Annotated in this window: 19 protein-coding genes and 1 pseudogene; 10 read left to right on the top strand and 10 right to left on the bottom strand. The window is 65.0% G+C overall.

All coding sequences use genetic code 11. From position 1 onward, the window contains the following. Positions 1-399: 399 nt before the first annotated feature. The 6 genes from AC1DY5_RS18120 to AC1DY5_RS18145 all read right to left on the bottom strand — a co-directional run bounded on the left by AC1DY5_RS18120 (position 400) and on the right by AC1DY5_RS18145 (position 6648). Positions 400-1389 carry a tripartite tricarboxylate transporter substrate-binding protein gene (locus tag AC1DY5_RS18120; RefSeq protein WP_478113515.1) on the bottom strand — a complete coding sequence of 330 codons (990 nt, stop codon included), beginning with the start codon at positions 1387-1389 and terminating at the stop codon, positions 400-402. 32 nt (positions 1390-1421) lie between these two features. Then, positions 1422-2186, bottom strand: coding sequence for an SDR family NAD(P)-dependent oxidoreductase (locus AC1DY5_RS18125; RefSeq protein ID WP_478113517.1), 765 nt, complete (start codon positions 2184-2186; stop codon positions 1422-1424). Beyond that, positions 2183-4060, bottom strand: coding sequence for a feruloyl-CoA synthase (locus AC1DY5_RS18130; RefSeq protein ID WP_478113519.1), 1878 nt, complete (start codon positions 4058-4060; stop codon positions 2183-2185). The genes AC1DY5_RS18125 and AC1DY5_RS18130 overlap by 4 nt, the downstream gene beginning before the upstream one ends. A 77-nt stretch (positions 4061-4137) precedes the next feature. Beyond that, positions 4138-4911: a crotonase/enoyl-CoA hydratase family protein gene (locus tag AC1DY5_RS18135; RefSeq protein ID WP_478113521.1), complete on the bottom strand. Its 774-nt coding sequence runs from the start codon at positions 4909-4911 to the stop codon at positions 4138-4140. Between the two features lie 228 nt (positions 4912-5139). Continuing rightward, positions 5140-5421 carry a hypothetical protein gene (locus tag AC1DY5_RS18140; RefSeq protein ID WP_478113523.1) on the bottom strand — a complete coding sequence of 94 codons (282 nt, stop codon included), beginning with the start codon at positions 5419-5421 and terminating at the stop codon, positions 5140-5142. 222 nt (positions 5422-5643) lie between these two features. Beyond that, entirely contained in the window at positions 5644-6648 is a 1005-nt protein-coding gene (locus tag AC1DY5_RS18145) for an ATP-grasp domain-containing protein (protein ID WP_478113524.1), read from the bottom strand. Between the two features lie 99 nt (positions 6649-6747). On the opposite strand from AC1DY5_RS18145, the gene AC1DY5_RS18150 reads away from it, so the two are divergent. The 4 genes from AC1DY5_RS18150 to AC1DY5_RS18165 all read left to right on the top strand — a co-directional run bounded on the left by AC1DY5_RS18150 (position 6748) and on the right by AC1DY5_RS18165 (position 9356). Then, on the top strand, positions 6748-7089 hold the full coding sequence (locus AC1DY5_RS18150) for a hypothetical protein (RefSeq protein ID WP_478113526.1): 342 nt from the start codon (positions 6748-6750) through the stop codon (positions 7087-7089). Beyond that, on the top strand, positions 7086-7817 hold the full coding sequence (tmk, locus tag AC1DY5_RS18155) for a dTMP kinase (protein ID WP_478113528.1): 732 nt from the start codon (positions 7086-7088) through the stop codon (positions 7815-7817). Before AC1DY5_RS18150 ends, tmk begins: the two co-directional genes overlap by 4 nt. After that, positions 7818-8258: a DUF3850 domain-containing protein gene (locus tag AC1DY5_RS18160; RefSeq protein WP_478113529.1), complete on the top strand. Its 441-nt coding sequence runs from the start codon at positions 7818-7820 to the stop codon at positions 8256-8258. 945 nt (positions 8259-9203) lie between these two features. Beyond that, positions 9204-9356: a hypothetical protein gene (locus tag AC1DY5_RS18165; protein WP_478113531.1), complete on the top strand. Its 153-nt coding sequence runs from the start codon at positions 9204-9206 to the stop codon at positions 9354-9356. 8 nt (positions 9357-9364) lie between these two features. Here AC1DY5_RS18165 and AC1DY5_RS18170 read toward each other — a convergent pair whose 3' ends face one another. Beyond that, positions 9365-10051: a hypothetical protein gene (locus AC1DY5_RS18170; protein ID WP_478113533.1), complete on the bottom strand. Its 687-nt coding sequence runs from the start codon at positions 10049-10051 to the stop codon at positions 9365-9367. 271 nt (positions 10052-10322) lie between these two features. Between AC1DY5_RS18170 and AC1DY5_RS18175 the strand changes: the two genes are divergently transcribed. From AC1DY5_RS18175 to AC1DY5_RS18195, 5 genes and pseudogenes are all read left to right on the top strand, one after another. Beyond that, positions 10323-10478, top strand: coding sequence for a hypothetical protein (locus AC1DY5_RS18175; RefSeq protein ID WP_478113547.1), 156 nt, complete (start codon positions 10323-10325; stop codon positions 10476-10478). Continuing rightward, positions 10475-10915 (top strand): hypothetical protein, encoded by a 441-nt coding sequence (locus tag AC1DY5_RS18180; RefSeq protein ID WP_478113535.1) that lies wholly within the window; start codon positions 10475-10477, stop codon positions 10913-10915. The genes AC1DY5_RS18175 and AC1DY5_RS18180 overlap by 4 nt, the downstream gene beginning before the upstream one ends. Next, positions 10912-11751, top strand: coding sequence for a hypothetical protein (locus AC1DY5_RS18185; RefSeq protein ID WP_478113536.1), 840 nt, complete (start codon positions 10912-10914; stop codon positions 11749-11751). Before AC1DY5_RS18180 ends, AC1DY5_RS18185 begins: the two co-directional genes overlap by 4 nt. A gap of 36 nt (positions 11752-11787) precedes the next feature. Further along, positions 11788-11877, top strand: a pseudogene (locus AC1DY5_RS18190) (thymidylate synthase); the annotation flags it as partial. Positions 11878-12093: 216 nt separating this feature from the next. Next, the gene (locus AC1DY5_RS18195; RefSeq protein WP_478113538.1) at positions 12094-12309 is read left to right on the top strand and encodes a hypothetical protein; all 216 of its coding nucleotides are present in this window, start codon (positions 12094-12096) and stop codon (positions 12307-12309) included. 157 nt (positions 12310-12466) lie between these two features. On the opposite strand, the gene AC1DY5_RS18200 is transcribed toward AC1DY5_RS18195, so the two are convergent. Genes AC1DY5_RS18200 through AC1DY5_RS18210 form a run of 3 tightly spaced genes read right to left on the bottom strand, consistent with a single transcriptional unit; the run spans position 12467 to position 13841 of the window. Beyond that, positions 12467-13045, bottom strand: coding sequence for an RES family NAD+ phosphorylase (locus tag AC1DY5_RS18200; protein ID WP_478113540.1), 579 nt, complete (start codon positions 13043-13045; stop codon positions 12467-12469). 9 nt (positions 13046-13054) lie between these two features. Beyond that, a complete protein-coding gene (locus tag AC1DY5_RS18205) occupies positions 13055-13522 on the bottom strand; it encodes a hypothetical protein (protein WP_478113542.1) in 468 nt (155 codons plus the stop codon). A gap of 22 nt (positions 13523-13544) precedes the next feature. Further along, positions 13545-13841, bottom strand: coding sequence for a hypothetical protein (locus AC1DY5_RS18210; RefSeq protein WP_478113544.1), 297 nt, complete (start codon positions 13839-13841; stop codon positions 13545-13547). A gap of 134 nt (positions 13842-13975) precedes the next feature. Between AC1DY5_RS18210 and AC1DY5_RS18215 the strand changes: the two genes are divergently transcribed. Continuing rightward, a partial coding sequence (locus AC1DY5_RS18215) for a PHP domain-containing protein (protein WP_478113545.1) occupies positions 13976-14575 on the top strand: 600 nt, incomplete at its 3' end.

A 14575-nucleotide genomic window follows, 5' to 3' on the forward strand; every position in this document is an offset into this window, starting at 1 on the left:
CTCCTTGTCTTCCTATGTCACAGTCGCCGCCGCCCGGCCGATCGGCGCGTCATATCGCTACGTCATATCCAATTCGCAGTGGCAACCCTCCCCACGAGGACCGTCAAGGCCAAGCATCGCTTGCATTCTGTGGGAAGCCACAAATATCGCTTGCATTCTGCGGGAAGCCCTTGTAGTCCTTTCCGTGCAGAAAGATACGGTTTGCTCGGAGAGCCTTTGCTGGCGCGGGTTTCGGCACGGAAAGGATTACCCCGTAATTGCGCAATCTGTGCGGCCGTGCTGCCCAGTGTGGCCCTGATCAGCCACGCACTGGATGCGCTGGTACTGCGCATGGCTATCGGCTTGCTTGATATGACACGCGCGCTGACGATGGACAGGCGCATGTCGAACTCGCGGTGGCTACGACTCAGCGGTAAAGCCGATCTGCTTGACCAGAGGTCCCCAGCGCACGTACTCGGCCTTCTGGTCGGCCGCCATTTCCGCCGCGGTGCTGCCGTTCGCCACCAGGCCCACCAGGGCGAGCGAGTCGATCACCGCCTTGTCCCTAAGCGCGGCGTTGATGGCGGCGTTGGCACTGGCGATGGTGGCGGCCGGCGTCTTGGCTGGGGCATAGAAGCCGAACCATTCCTCGGACGTCACGTCCGGGTAGCCCAGCTCCGTGAATGTGGGCACGTCCGGCAGAAACGGCGAACGCTTCTTGCCCGAGGTGGCCAGCACGCGCACGCGTCCTGCCTTCATGTACTGCAGGTAGTCGCCACTCGGGTTCATGGCGGCTGCGATCTGGCCGCCCACCAGATCGGTGATGCTGGGCACGGTGCCGCGATAGGGGACGTGCTTGAGTGCCACCCCCGACCGCAGGCCGAGCAGGGCGCCCAGCAAATGCGGCATGGAGCCCGCGCCCGGCGAGCCGTAGCTGGCCTGGTCCGGGTTGGCCTTGGCCCAGGCCAGAAAGTCCTTCAACGTCTTGACCTCGGCGGGCACCGCCGGGCCCACCGCCAGGCCGTGGAACATGATGGCCCCGATCGACACCGGCGTCACGTCCTCGGGCTTATAGCTGAGCTTGGGATAGATGTAGGGGTAGACGGCGAGTGCCGACACCGGCGCCAGCGTCAGCACGGAACCATCGGCGGGCGCGACCTTAAGCGTCTCGACCGCGATGCGGCCACCTGCGCCGGGCTTGTTCTCTACCACGCCGGGGTTCTTGGTGTAGGCCGTGCCGGCCAGCTTCTCGGCCACGCGACGGGCCACGCTGTCGCCGGCGCTGCCGGCCGGAAAGCCGTAGAGGATCTTGACTTGTTCGAGCGCCTGCGCGAGCGCCGAAAGCGGTGCCAGTGCGCCGATCGCAGCGACGCTGCCGAGGGTCTGCACGAAGTAGCGGCGTGTGGTCATGGGGATGTCTCCTTGGTTGGGGATAGAGGGGATCAGCGCGGCGCCATCCGCAGCGCGCCGTCAAGGCGGATGACTTCGCCATTGAGGTGGCCGTTGGTGACAATGTGGCAAGCCAGCTCACCGAACTCCGAGGGCTTGCCCAGGCGCGGCGGAAAGGGAATGGAGGCGGCCAGCGATTGCTGCACCGCCTCGGGCAGCTCCAGCAGCAAAGGCGTGGCGAAGATGCCGGGCGCGATGGTGCAGACGCGGATGCCGTGCTGCGCGAGGTCGCGCGCCATTGGCAGCGTCATGCCCACCAGAGCGGCCTTGGAGGCGCTGTAGGCCTGCTGACCGACCTGGCCGTCGAAAGCCGCGACCGAGGCGGTGAACATCATCACGCCGCGCTCGCCGTCGTCCAGCGGCGCGAGCCCCACACAGGCGGCCGCGAACAAGCGGCTGATGTTGTACGCGCCGATCAGGTTGACGTTGACCACGCGCTGGAAGTCTTCCAGCGGCGCAGCGATGCCGTCCTTGCCGACGATCCGCTTGGCGCTGCCGATGCCGGCCACGTTCATCAAGATCCGCGCAGCGCCGTGCGCAGCGGCGGCTTTGTCGAGCGCGGCGTTCACACTGTGGGTATCGGTGATGTCGCAGGTGCATGCGACGCCGCCGATGTCTTGCGCCACCTTGGCGGCGAGTTCGGCGTTGCGATCGAGCACCGCAACCATCGCGCCCAGGCGCGCCAGTTCGCGCGCCGTGGCTTCGCCCAGGCCGGATGCGCCGCCGGTGACGAGCGCCGCCTGTCCTTCGATCTTCATTGCTTGCCTCCTTGGGGTGTCACGGTATGGGGCAGACTTCCAACATGCAGCGCATCGACCTGCGCCGCGCGGTGCTTGAGCACGGAGCGCTGATTGATCGAGCCCTTGTCAGTCAACTCGCCCTTGTCGATGGAAGGCGGCTCGGCCATAAGTGCTGCACGGGCGATGCGGTTGGCGCTGCCGGTGCCGTTGGCTGCCAGCGTGTTCACGAGTTGCTGCAGCCAGTCCTGCACCGGCGCACTGGCGATCACCTCGCTCATGGCAGCACCGTCGGGCAGGTCGGCCAGGCCGCGCAGTGCCTGGGTCGGGAAAAGCAGTGCGCCGACTTCCTTGAGGTTCAGGCCGGTGATGACCACGTCCTGTACATAGGGTGCGCCGGCCGTGATGATCCTGGCGCGCAACGGGCCGACGCTGACAAAGGTGCCGGTCGCTAGCTTGAAGTCCTCGGCGATGCGGCCGTCGAAGCGCACGCCCTTGTGGATGTCGCCCTCGTCGATCCAGGTCACGGCATCGCCACTCGCAAAGTAACCTTCATCGTCGAAAGCCTCCGCGGTCGACTCGGGCGAGCGCCAGTAGCCCGGCGTGATGTTCGGACCGCGGTAGCGGATCTCGGTCTTGCCATCGACGTCGATCAGCTTGATCTTCATGCCGGCGGCCGGCAAACCGAGGTCGCCTGAATGCACATCGGGTCCGGTGATGTAGAGCGCAAAGGGTCCGGACTCCGTCATGCCCAGGCCGGTGCCCATCACGATGCGCTCGCCGATGGCGTCTTCCTGAGTGCGATAAAGGCTGTCCCACACCGGTTGCGCCAGCGCGGCGCCGGCGTAGAAGAACATCTTCACGCGGGACAGCAAGTTGTCACGCAACGCGCTGTCATCTTCCATGGCCTTGGCGATCGCCTCGAACCCGGTCGGGACGTTGAAGTACATGGTTGGCGCAATCTCGTGCAGGTTGCGCAGCGTCTCGGCGATGCCGGCCGGCGTCGGCTTACCGTCGTCGATGTAGAGCGTGCCGCCGTTGTCGAGCACAAGCCCGACGTTGTGGTTGCCGCCGAAGGTGTGGTTCCAAGGCAACCAATCGATGAGGATCGGTGGCTCTTCCTGCAGCAACGGGATCGACTGGCGCATCTGCTGCTGGTTGGCGCACCACATGCGGTGTGTGTTGATCACCGCCTTGGGCAGCTTGGTCGAGCCGGAGGTGAACAGGAACTTGGTGATGATGTCGGGGCCGATCGCAGCCATCGCCGCGTCGACCGCTGCGGTCGGCTCGGTCGCCAGCAGCTTGCCGAACGCAGTGGTGACACGGCCTTCGACCGCGCCCTCGCCCAGCACTACTTCGCAGTCGGGCGGCACCGCCACCCTGATGGCGCGGCCGTAGCGCTTGGCGTCGCTGGCAAACACAAGGCCGGGGGTGAGCGTGTCCAGCACATGCCGCAGCTTCTCGTAGTCCTTGCTCACGGTTGAGTAGGCCGGCGAGACGGGGCAATGCGGAATGCCGGCGCACAGGCAGCCGAGCGCCATCAGCGCGTGTTCGATGCTGTTCTCACTGAGGATCGCGACCGGGCGTTCGGGTGAGAGGCCGCGATCGAGCAGGGCCTGCGCGATGGAGCGCGCGCTCCCCAGCGCCTCGCCGTAGCTCACGCGGATCCAGTCGCCGGTGTTGCCGTCGGCGCTGCGGGCGCGGCGGGCGATGAAGGTACGATCGGGCGCAACTCGGGCCCAATGCACCAAGCGATCGGTCATGCGCAGGGCATACTCGCCGAGCGGCACCTCGGCCTGCAGGTAGCGCACGCCCGGCGCGCCCTCGCGCAGCACGCCGCGCGTGATGCCGAATTCGAGCGGGCGGTAGCGCGGGGCGGATTTTGTCTCGTTCATGGTTTTCTCTCCGATGCGAACAGGGCAGGGCGGCGCCAGGACCCCCGCGAACCGGCGCTGCAGCCGCTGCGGGCGAGCTATACGTTCTTGACTTTGGCTGCCTTGCCTTCGAGGAAGTCGCGCACGCGCTCCTTGGCCTCAGGCGCACTTTGCGCGATGCCGGCCATCAGCGCCTCGGTGAAGAAGCCGTGGTCGGCCGGCTGTTCGGCGATGCGCGGCAGCGCATGCATGAGCGCGTAATTGGTGAGCGGCGCGTTGGTCGCCACGCGCTGCGCGAGTTCGAGCGCCTTGTCGAAGGCCGTTCCCTCGGGCACCAGGTACTGCGCGAAGCCGGCGCGCTCGCCGTCCTCGGCGTTGTAGACGCGGCCGGTCATCATCATGTCGGTCATGCGGGCGGCGCCGATCAGCTTAGGGATGCGCACCGAGCCGCCGCCGCCGACGAAGATGCCGCGCGAGCCCTCGGGCAGTGCATAGAACGTGGTGCTGTCGGCCACCCGGATGTGGCAGGCGCTGGCCAGCTCCAGGCCRCCGCCGACCACCGCGCCGTGCAGCGCCGCGACGACCGGCACGGGGCCGAACTGCACGAGGTCGAGCGCCGCGTGCCACATGCGCGAATGCTGCAGGCCCTGGCCCGCATCGCGCTCCTTCAGCTCGGCCAGGTCGAGGCCGGCGCAGAAGTGCGGGCCTTCGCCGTCGATCACCGCGGCACGGATGCTCGATGGCAGCTTGTCGAAAGCATCGCGAAGGGCGAGGATCAGGCCATCGGATAGCGCGTTGCGCTTGGCGCCCCGCGTCAGGCGGACGATGACGACGTTGTCGCGAAGCTCGATCTGAAGGTCCTTGTGGGTCATGATTTGCCTTCTGGAATGAAGTCAAATTATGGTTATTAAAGATAACTAATTCAAGGCCTTGATGGTTGATTTGGCTAGGTACTTACCCGAAACCGGGCGCGGCGAGCCTGTCCCAATGGGGTGGTACCGGTGGTGTAGCCCCGCGCAGGCCAGGCGGATAGATCCGTGTCCCGATCCAGCAGGTTCGCGTGGGGCTCTATCCCGATCGAGTGCTGTTCGGATGGAGTGCTATTCCGATGGAACACGTTCCGATCGAACATGTCCCGACCGAGCAAGGCTCTCCCAGAGTTCGGTCGACTCGGGCGTGCTCGCGTTGCAGCTCCTGCACCAGGCCGCGCCCGACCTGGCGTAGATCGTGACGGGCGTCGCGCCGGCCCGGTAGACGTTCGAGCACCTGGTGCACGAGTAGACGTGGCGCAGCTTGGGCGGCCGCTCGCGCCGGAACCGCCGCCGCTCGAGCTCAGCGACCAGGTCGGCATCGCTCGCGTCGGACAGATCGACTGGGGGCATGTGGCGCGGGGAGTGATTTTCCGAGGGAGCCGAGTCCGCGGTGAACAGATTCGCAAGGGATCAGGCTACGTCGGGAATGCGTGCCGGCGCGGAACCGAGGCCTTGCGGGGACAGGGTTCCGGTGGGAGTGAGGGTCGACGGGGGTGAGGCCCGGACGAGGGGGCGGGCACGGAGGGTCTTCTTCATGATATACCGCAAGAATCCCCTCTTGTGTGAAATTTCTCAGGCCCCTGCTGCTGCCTGGAGCGGGACCTTCCGGGGACGGCCGCGCGGTGCCGGTGGCTTCGGCGGCGGGGGCTCCACCTTCTCGGCCTTGGACAGCCGGTCGGCAGCCTCGCGCGCTGCACGCAGCTGCGCGTACGCCACGATCGAGCGCCAGCGCTGCAGCAGGAAGTCCACGTAGTCCTCGGCCTTCCAGTCCGTGGCGCCCGGCGTGCGGGCGTGGCCATAGAGACCGAGGGCCCAGGCGTCGGAGAGCTCCACGACGGCCGTGCGCCCGTTTGCGAGGACGCCCACGTCGATGGCAAAGGGATGGGCGTTGCCGCGGGCTTCGAGGTAGGTCACCGTGCTGTCGATCGCGCTTTGCACGACCTCGACAGTGGGCTCCGGCGCGTCGTCGTCGCCGTCGGCGTCGTAGCGGGCCTTGGCGAGGATGTGGCCTGCGGCGTCCACGTAGTAGCGCCACTCACAGGCGAACTCGACTACTTCGGACAGCCACACGCGGGTGCTGGTCTTGAGCGAGGCGATCGCCTTGAGCTGCTCGAGTTGGTATTCGGTGTGCTTGGCGCCCCGGCGCGGGTCATAGACGAAGCCGGAGAAGGTCTTGGTCGCCACGGGCTTCACGAAGACCGGCCCCTCGGCGGCCTGCAGCTCATAGAGCACGCCCTCGCGGATCTCGCGGCGCAGGAAGTCGCCGATCGGGCCGTAGCCCATGCCGTCCGGCTCCGGGACGCCCCGAATGCCCATCACGGTGCGAACGAACTCGACCGTGCCCACAGGCAGGATCTCGCCCAGATGCGCGGCCAGGCTGGCGCGGACATTCAGATCGCACTGGAGATCCTTCAGGGACACCCGGCGAACGGGGGTTCCCCGCATGGTGGCCACCAGCAGGGCGGTCCGCACTTCGGGGGACGTTTCCGCCTGCAGCACCAGCATCGCTGGCGCGCCCGCAGCAGCCGAAGCCGCTGCCTGGCGAACGCCCGGAACGAAGCGTTTAACAGTATTCACTCTGTTGCCTTGCGCGATTATTGGTTTGTAAGAGAATAATGGCACGGATAATAAAACGCCTTTCAGCGTACCGCATCAACTTTTCGAACTTCCGCATGAATGATGAACTCTGCCGCTCAGACGCCACACGCCCCGGAATCCGCGCCCCAGGAGCCGTCCCCCGCGCCCTCGATCCCGGGCACATATGAGGCCTTTCGGGTGCTCTGCGCCGAGTTCCTGCGCGCCGCAGATACCGCCGATGCCGACGAGTTGGCTGCCGGCGTGAAGTGCGTGGGCCTTGCCTTCCTCGGGATTCAGTGGGAAGACAACAACCGATTCCACGTGATCCACCGCGCGGCTGGCGCGCCCGCCCTGATGCGGCTGGTCACGAAGAAGACGATCGAGCGGGAGACGGTGCTGGCCATGGTGGAGGAGGCCCCGGGCGAGAGGTGCTCGCCATGAGCGGCAGCGAACGGGGTCTTTTCCTGTCCCTGGAGGGCGTCGACGGGGCGGGCAAGAGCGGCCACATCGAGGCGCTCGCGAAGTTCTTCGAGGCCTCGGGCCGGACCGTGGTGGTCACCCGCGAGCCCGGCGGCACGCCGCTGGCCGAGCAGCTGCGCGCCATGATTCTGAACGAGTCCATGGACCCGCTGACCGAGGCGCTGCTGTGCTTTGCGGCCCGGCGCGACCACATGCACTCGAAGATCGCGCCGGCGCTGGCCGCAGGGAATGTCGTGATCTGCGACCGATTCACCGACAGCACCTTCGCCTACCAGGGCGGCGGGCGGGGCTTTGACCTGGCGACCTTGAGCGCTCTGGAGGCAATGGCCCAAGGCGGCGACATGCTGGCCGCGGCCGGCCGATCGCCAGAGAAGGGCCCGCGAGGGGCCCTGCTCCAGCCAGACCTGACCCTTTTCTTCTACCTCGACCCGGCGATCGCCGCCGAGCGCCTCACGGGCGCCCGGGCACCCGACAAGTTCGAGCGCCAGCCGGTCGACTTCTTCCATGCCGTGAACAACGGGTACATGTCGCGCGTGCGGCGTGAGCCGGATCGGTTCGCGACCGATGCAGGCATCGTTGCCGCGGGAAGAGGTCTGGGAGGACGTCCATTCGATCGTTCGCGCCTGGCTGTGGCTGCGCGCCCAGGAGCAGCGCACCCCGGCCGCCGCCGAAGCGATGGGGGCTGGTGAATGACGGCCCGCGCGCAACGGGCGGCCGGACGCATCCAGGAGCTGAAGACCGACCCCGAGGTCTTCCAGGCCGCCTGGGATGGCCGCAAGACGTTCGAGATCCGCTTCAACGACCGGGACTTCCAGGTCGGCGACTCGCTCTACCTGCTGGAAACCCAGCACACCGGCGAGGAAATGAGGGCCGGCGCGCCACTGGTCTACACCGGCCGCACGCAGATGAAGGTGGTCAGCCACGTGTTGACTGGCTATGGCTTGGCGCCGGGCTGGTGCTGCCTGTCGTTCGAAGCCCATCAGGCCGCCGCCGATGCAATCCGTCAGGGCGCAGGGGAGCAGAACGAGCCAAAGGTGGACACGACGCGGGAGGCGCTGGCGCTTCAGGTCGACGTCTACGACGCCATGGGCGCACCGAGAGGCCCCGCCCGAATCCGAGCCGAGGCTTGATCCCATAGAGGGCGCTGATCGGCCCCTCGCCGGCGTACTCCTTCGCGCTGCCCGCCTGCCGAGCCATGCTTGCGCGGATCTCGTCCACCACGGGGCCGAGCGCGGCCTCAACCTGCTCCCCGCTGACGCGGCTCACGAGCTTGCCCTGGCCATCGACGTAGATGACCGGCATGTCGGGCTTCGGACTGGTATCGGGCACGACTGGCGCGCCGCGCGAGGCGCGCACGATGCCCTGCACCTCGTCGACGAAGGAATGGAACGGCGCGAACACGTCCGCGGGCGTGACTTCGATCGGAGGCGGCTTCATCCCCGTGAGGTCGGAGACGAACTTGCCGAGCGCGGCCTCAACCTGCTCCCCGCTGACGCGGCTCACGAGCCACGAAAACCTTGCTCCCGGTTGACTGGGCCCACTACGAGGCAAGTCAGTGGGAGGACCGACGTCAGGGCGGAGACGCGGAGGTAATGCAACTGCTCGCGGCGTATCGCTCGCTGCTGGCGCTCCGTCCGGCGCTGTCGACACGATGTGTCGGCGTACTCCGCCCGGCCCCGGCAAGGCCCGGCCTTGCAGAACAGGGATCCCGTGTTTGGGCGCGAAGCGCCGGGGTTCATTCAGTAGTCCGAGGTGGGGCCCCCGGCCGCAGGCCGCAGGGGCGGACGGGCCACCGTCCGGGCAACCTGTCCACGGGCGAAGCCGGTGGGCAGGGCGTCAGGCCGAAGGCAAGCGCGCGGGGAGCGGTGGGCAGACCTGGCAGCCCGAAGGGCCTGTCCACACGTGTGAAGGCAGCAGGTTGTCCACGGCGGGCGGGATCTCCCAGCAGCCGACCAATGCGAAAAAAGGAACTGCGTCACAGATTGCACAACGACCACGCAGTCCATTTGGAGGATTTTCCGGACTGCCCGCTTGCGGCAAAGTGGATGCTTCACTTGCAGCATTCGGAGCGGAACATGGCCTCAGCGATCCTCACCCTCAGCGCACTCGGCGTCGTGGTGACGGCCGGCTGGGTGATCGATCTTCTCGTCCATCGTGAGCCGCCCACCCGAATCCAGCGCCTCATGTCCGAGCAAATTCAGCGATCGACGGAGGCCATCCGGGGCTGACCTCCGAACTATCGTCCAGCGCCACCGAAGGGCGTTGGCATCGGTCCCGCGATCGCGGCGGATGGGGCGGTCGAACGCACAGGCTCCGCGCGCGCCGGCGGCACGAACGGACTCGGCATCGCCTGCAGGTTCGCCCCTGAGTAGACCGCTGGCGGCTGAACTGCCGCGACAGCCGCATTCACCGGCACGTTCACGGCGGGCGCTTCCGGGGCATGTTTCGGCGCGATCGGGACCGCCACGACCTTCGGCACTTCCTGTTTCGGGCCAACCAGAAGAATCCCGGCACCAGCAGCAGCTGTCGCGTCATCGCTGACCATCCAACTGCCTGTGTTGGGCAGCCTGGTCAGGCTGATTCGCTCGCCAGATTCCCAGGTGCAGTTGAAGACGACCGGGGGCGGCGGTGCGTCAGCCGGCGCGAACGGATCGGCGTCCGGCTCCCTACGGTCATCGCAGCCGCGGAGGGCCTGGCGGTGAGCGAGCTCGTTGATCTCTGCAAATTTGCCGCCGGATAGCTCGAATGGCACTCCGGCCTTCACGAGCCGACCCACGAAGGCAGTTGCAAACCGCGCGTAGGCGGCCTGCGCCTCCTCGGTCGTAGGGGGCGCAACTGTTTCGCCGGCGACCGCCGCGGCTTGCAACACAAAGCTGCCGCCCAAACAAGCGGCAGCCAAAAGGGTAGGTCCGTTCAGGCGCATGCCAACTCTCTTCCTGAATCCTGCGCAATCTCGCCATCTTGAGCGTCTGGACGCCCGACGTCCAGCAGGGGGCGGTTGGCTGGGAACGCTGTATCGCGCGGTATCCGGCCCGGACGCGTCAATCCGGCTTCGAGTGTATTTCTCATCAGGATCCAATTTTGCACGCAACAACATTGCGCTTTGTTGGTTCGTATCCGTATCATGATACGAGCGTTAACTTAGCATCGATCGGCCGCGCCAGTCAACGGCGCCTCCCAAATGAAAGGTTTAGATGTCGAGCACCCCCGCCGCMTWYGACGGCAATCAGATCAAGGTCCTGTGTGGCCTGGAAGCAGTTCGCAAGCGCCCTGGCATGTACATCGGCGATACGCAGAAGAAGGGCTTCCACCACATGGTGTGGGAAATCCTCGACAACGCTGCGCTATGAAAAAGATCAGCTACACCGCGGCGATCGATGCCGGGCTCGAACCGATCACCTACCGCCTCGAACGCGTGGGAGAGCTCGGCAAAGGCCACTACGCCGGTCGCCTCGATGCGTTGGTCTGGGTCGCTCGACGGCCAGCCATCATGGCTCTTGTCACGCTTGAGGACACCACAAGAGTGGCAGCTATAGCCTTTCAGGAGCGCAGGAAGGACATGCCACTTCCTTATGGTGGACTTCGCCTCTTGTCGCCCGGTGATTCCGTCGTCCTCGAGGTCGATATCGGTCCGCGCGGCGGAGTTCGCCCATTGCTTCGATCCCATGACCCGGCGCGTGATTCGCGAACGGTTTCATTGGAGCTCCACAACAAGCTTCTCGACGACGAGAAGCGCAAAGAGCAGGACAACGTACGAGCGCTCCAACCTTCAAAGGAGGCGCAATGAAGCGTCGCACTGCTATTGCCCTGACACTTGACGCACGTGCCGCAAGCGCGGGCTTTGACTTCAGTGAGTTCCGGGATCTCGATGACGACCTTCACTTCGACCTGGTCGATGAGATCCATCAAGTAAAGGCGGTTCTCAAAGGAGCCCCCAAGGAATTCCCCATCTACCTCTTGGACTGCCCGGCCCGAAAGGTCAAGGTAGCGGTGGAAGCGAACGGGCCCGACGTGATTGCGGCTGGCGACTTTGTACTGCTCCCGGAGGAGCTGGGGGAGCAACGGGACGAATGGTTCATCCTTCGGCTGCTCATGCCGGTCGAGGATCGCAACAAGAACATCACCGCGATTGCGGCTTCGCTGAAGCCTCACCTGCTGCCCTTGGCCCAGTTTCTGACGAGCGCTGGCTTCAGCGATGTCACCTCAGGAATCGAGGTAGAAGTTGAGCCGGAGCGCAGCGAGGTTGCAGCCGTCGCATCTACGCTCCTTGCTGACGGGACACTCCTCAGGCTGACCTTCGAGGTGTCCTTCAGCAACCTCGCCGTCAGCGTAAGCGACCCCTTCTGCGACGGGACGCTGTTTGCGTACAGGACGCGCTTCGACAGTGGGGTCCATCTGAGTTCCGAGGAGCGACTCGCCTTCATTGAGGCGGTTCCCGCGTGCTCCAGAAAGCCGGTTGAATTTCACTCGTACCACACTCTTTTCCAGTCCGACCCTTTGAACGACGACACCCCTTGGGTGATGGCGGTCGATGCCCCGCTTGCAATCGCTGCTGTCGACGTGCGACGTGAACTTCTAAGCTTGGACATGTCGGCGCTGCGCTTGTCCGAACTGTTCGATTGATGTGCCGATCCCTCTCCACGACTCAGGCTTCCCCCTATGACGAACCCCATCCAAGCTCAGTACGAAGACTACCTCCGCCACGTCGACACGCATGGCGGGCAGAAGGGCGATCGCACCGGCACGGGCTTGATGGGCAGGCGTCAGCTCGCTATTGAGGTACAGCTCAGCGGCTGCCAATGGCTTCCTCGTGGTCACGATCGGTGGGCTCGCCGGTGATTCTGGTGAACTGGATGCAAAGCGCCGCAGTGCTAGCCGGCTCTTACGCGGCGCTGGCTCGAGGTGGCGAAGGGAAGGGGAAGGCAGCGACTCGGGCAACGCCCCATCGACGAGGTCGGGGTTGTCATGGACAAAGCGCACGACACGATCGAAGCAAGTCGACTCGAAGATCTCGGTGTCGCCGCCGACGCGCGCAGCCTCATTCGGCGCAACGTTCCAACGAATAACCAGGCGTTGAAGCGCCTTTTCGACACGGAGGGCGTCCCTCTCAGTGGGCAATCGAATGCACTTGCTGGTGTGCAGATCGTCCTGCTCAGGACCGCCCAAGGTCGTGATGCGTAGGTGGATGTCGTTCGCCTTGCCGAATCTTGAAAACTGGCCTTGTTGCATCGCGAAGAAAGTAGACAAACACGGGATTCCGCAGCTTGAGGAAGGCAACAATTCTTGCCGGCCTCAGAGCAATCCGGCGAAATGTTTTGAAAGCGAGGCCTATTCGAAACTACGGATCGACCGGAACGCGCGAGCCTTGCGCCGCGCGTACTACTGCACGGTGCAGTTGCTGGGTGTTCGGCTTCACGAGCGGAGTCGCTGCCGTCCGCTTGAGCTTCCAGATCCCTGACTCGAAAAGGCAAACGCACCCGTGATTAGCGTGCTGCGCGGAGGCGTAGAGGATGCCATCCAAGCCACGATTGCGGCAATCGAGAGCGAACTCCCGCGTGATCACATATCGTGCGGACTGCAAGACAGGGTGCTGCTCTTCGAGGCCTCGAATACCCGCCACCCTGAGCCTCTCGGTCGTCTCGAACGTCGCGAGAGAACGCTCCTTGAGACGCTGGAGCGGGTAGCTGTGGATTTCGCGACGAAATATCGCTTCGTACAGAGCAGTTTCCTCGCTGTCGGCGAGGTACGAAGTCGCTTCGTTTGGAAGGTCGAAGCGCCCGGTGAGCAAACCCGTCGGAGGAAGCACGTGCCCGTTCAGGCGCACGCTTCCGCTGATCGTCTTGGTTCTCTGCACGCGGTGCCAAGTCTGGGTCTCAGGCAGTTCTATAACTGGTGGGTTGAGCTCAATGAAGTTCATGTGCCGAGGTCAATGTGCCTCAGCCGTTGCCAGTGCCAGAATTCGTTCGCCAGGAACGCCTTGCTCGATCGCGGAGCGAGGCGTCAGTCCATCGAGCGAAGGGGACGGCGTCTCCAAGAAATCGAGAAGCTGCCAGCCATCGTTCGTGCCCAAGCATTTCGCGATGGGTTGGATGAGCGGGAAGATCGCCGGCTCGAACTGCCACTGTGGCAGCTTGAAGCCGCGACGAAGATGCTCCACACCGATGACACGACCGCGCTTGATCCATGCATTGATGGTCACGCGGTTGGTGCCGGTCAGCTCAGAAGCTTCGTCGGTGGAGATCATGTCGGCCGCCTCGATGCGATCACGCCGGTACTGCGCGCCCGACCGCAGCAGTGCAGCGGTCTGGGAAGCTGGCGCATATGAGCTCTGATCGTCACGGAGGTCTCGTGTGTTCTGGGAGGCAACGGGTGAGGTGAGGGTGAAGGTGTTCATGTCGAATTCCGTGCTTAGGCGCTCAAGGCGCGTTACGCAGATTGACCTTCTCGGCCGAGAAAAACCCCGTAAAGGCAGAGTTCGAATTCCGTGCCAGCCCTCGCTTGAAGAAGCCGGCAGCGCGGATGTCGCGTACTGGTCTGGGTGGGACCGCTGGCGCAGCGGCGGCCTTCGCTACCGCCGGTTCGCCCCCAAAGCGCGCAAAAGCGTCCTCCAAAGGACCCTTCTTCATTGGCAGGATGTGGCGTCGATCCACGACCTCAGCCACCCACTTCAATGTCGCGAGGACTTTGTCCTGCGCAGCCTTCAAGACCAGCATTTCATGACTCCATTCGAGAGAGGCTCGCATAGCGGCCCCTGGCGTAACCATAACACCATTCGTTAGGTTCGTAAAGTTAGTTAGCCGGCCCATCGCCTTTGGGACAATAGCAGAATACTGTTTTTATATCCAGTATGCACGAACCGCCTCCATTCGCCGAGCTCCACTGCCGCTCGAACTTCACCTTCCTCGTCGGGGCATCACAACCCGAGGAGCTGGTCGAGCGTGCCGCGGCCAAGCTTTACTCCGCGCTCGCCCTGACCGATGAATGCTCGGTTTCGGGCGTCGTGCGCGCCCATCTGGCCGCCCGGGAGGCCAGCCTGCACTTTATTTGCGGCAGCGACATCCTCCTCACCACCCAAAGCGGCCATCCTCACGCGAGGATCGTGTTCCTGGCTCAGAACAAGCTCGGCTGGGGCAACCTCTGCGAATGCATCACGCTCGCGCGCCGGCGGGCCGCCAAGGGCACGTACAGCGCCCTGGTGACCGACGTCGAAAGGAAGAACATCCAGGCGCCGCACTTGGCCGGCATGCCGGGCTGCCTGGCGCTCCTGCTGCCTGAGCCGGAAGCCACCGTCGAGTCGCTCTTCGCCCAGGCCATGTGGCTAAAGACCTGGTTCCCAGGGCGTTCCTGGATCGTGGCGCCGCGACCGCTCCTGATGGACGACGAGCTGCGCCTCTGGATCGTCGAGCAGGTCGCGGATCGCACCGGCCTGCGGATCCTGGCCAGCTCG

It is taken from the genome of Variovorax sp. P4_D9, from assembly GCF_056401695.1.

Bases quoted from the DNA above. Each gene is read 5' to 3' on its own strand.
- AC1DY5_RS18120 (WP_478113515.1), bottom strand. From the start codon at position 1,389: ATGACCACACGCCGCTACTTCGTGCAGACCCTCGGCAGCGTCGCTGCG.
- AC1DY5_RS18125 (WP_478113517.1), bottom strand. From the start codon at position 2,186: ATGAAGATCGAAGGACAGGCGGCGCTCGTCACCGGCGGCGCATCCGGC.
- AC1DY5_RS18130 (WP_478113519.1), bottom strand. From the start codon at position 4,060: ATGAACGAGACAAAATCCGCCCCGCGCTACCGCCCGCTCGAATTCGGC.
- AC1DY5_RS18140 (WP_478113523.1), bottom strand. From the start codon at position 5,421: ATGCCCCCAGTCGATCTGTCCGACGCGAGCGATGCCGACCTGGTCGCT.
- AC1DY5_RS18150 (WP_478113526.1), top strand. From the start codon at position 6,748: ATGATGAACTCTGCCGCTCAGACGCCACACGCCCCGGAATCCGCGCCC.
- tmk (WP_478113528.1), top strand. From the start codon at position 7,086: ATGAGCGGCAGCGAACGGGGTCTTTTCCTGTCCCTGGAGGGCGTCGAC.
- AC1DY5_RS18160 (WP_478113529.1), top strand. From the start codon at position 7,818: ATGACGGCCCGCGCGCAACGGGCGGCCGGACGCATCCAGGAGCTGAAG.
- AC1DY5_RS18165 (WP_478113531.1), top strand. From the start codon at position 9,204: ATGGCCTCAGCGATCCTCACCCTCAGCGCACTCGGCGTCGTGGTGACG.
- AC1DY5_RS18170 (WP_478113533.1), bottom strand. From the start codon at position 10,051: ATGCGCCTGAACGGACCTACCCTTTTGGCTGCCGCTTGTTTGGGCGGC.
- AC1DY5_RS18180 (WP_478113535.1), top strand. From the start codon at position 10,475: ATGAAAAAGATCAGCTACACCGCGGCGATCGATGCCGGGCTCGAACCG.
- AC1DY5_RS18185 (WP_478113536.1), top strand. From the start codon at position 10,912: ATGAAGCGTCGCACTGCTATTGCCCTGACACTTGACGCACGTGCCGCA.
- AC1DY5_RS18195 (WP_478113538.1), top strand. From the start codon at position 12,094: ATGGACAAAGCGCACGACACGATCGAAGCAAGTCGACTCGAAGATCTC.
- AC1DY5_RS18200 (WP_478113540.1), bottom strand. From the start codon at position 13,045: ATGAACTTCATTGAGCTCAACCCACCAGTTATAGAACTGCCTGAGACC.
- AC1DY5_RS18205 (WP_478113542.1), bottom strand. From the start codon at position 13,522: ATGAACACCTTCACCCTCACCTCACCCGTTGCCTCCCAGAACACACGA.
- AC1DY5_RS18210 (WP_478113544.1), bottom strand. From the start codon at position 13,841: ATGCTGGTCTTGAAGGCTGCGCAGGACAAAGTCCTCGCGACATTGAAG.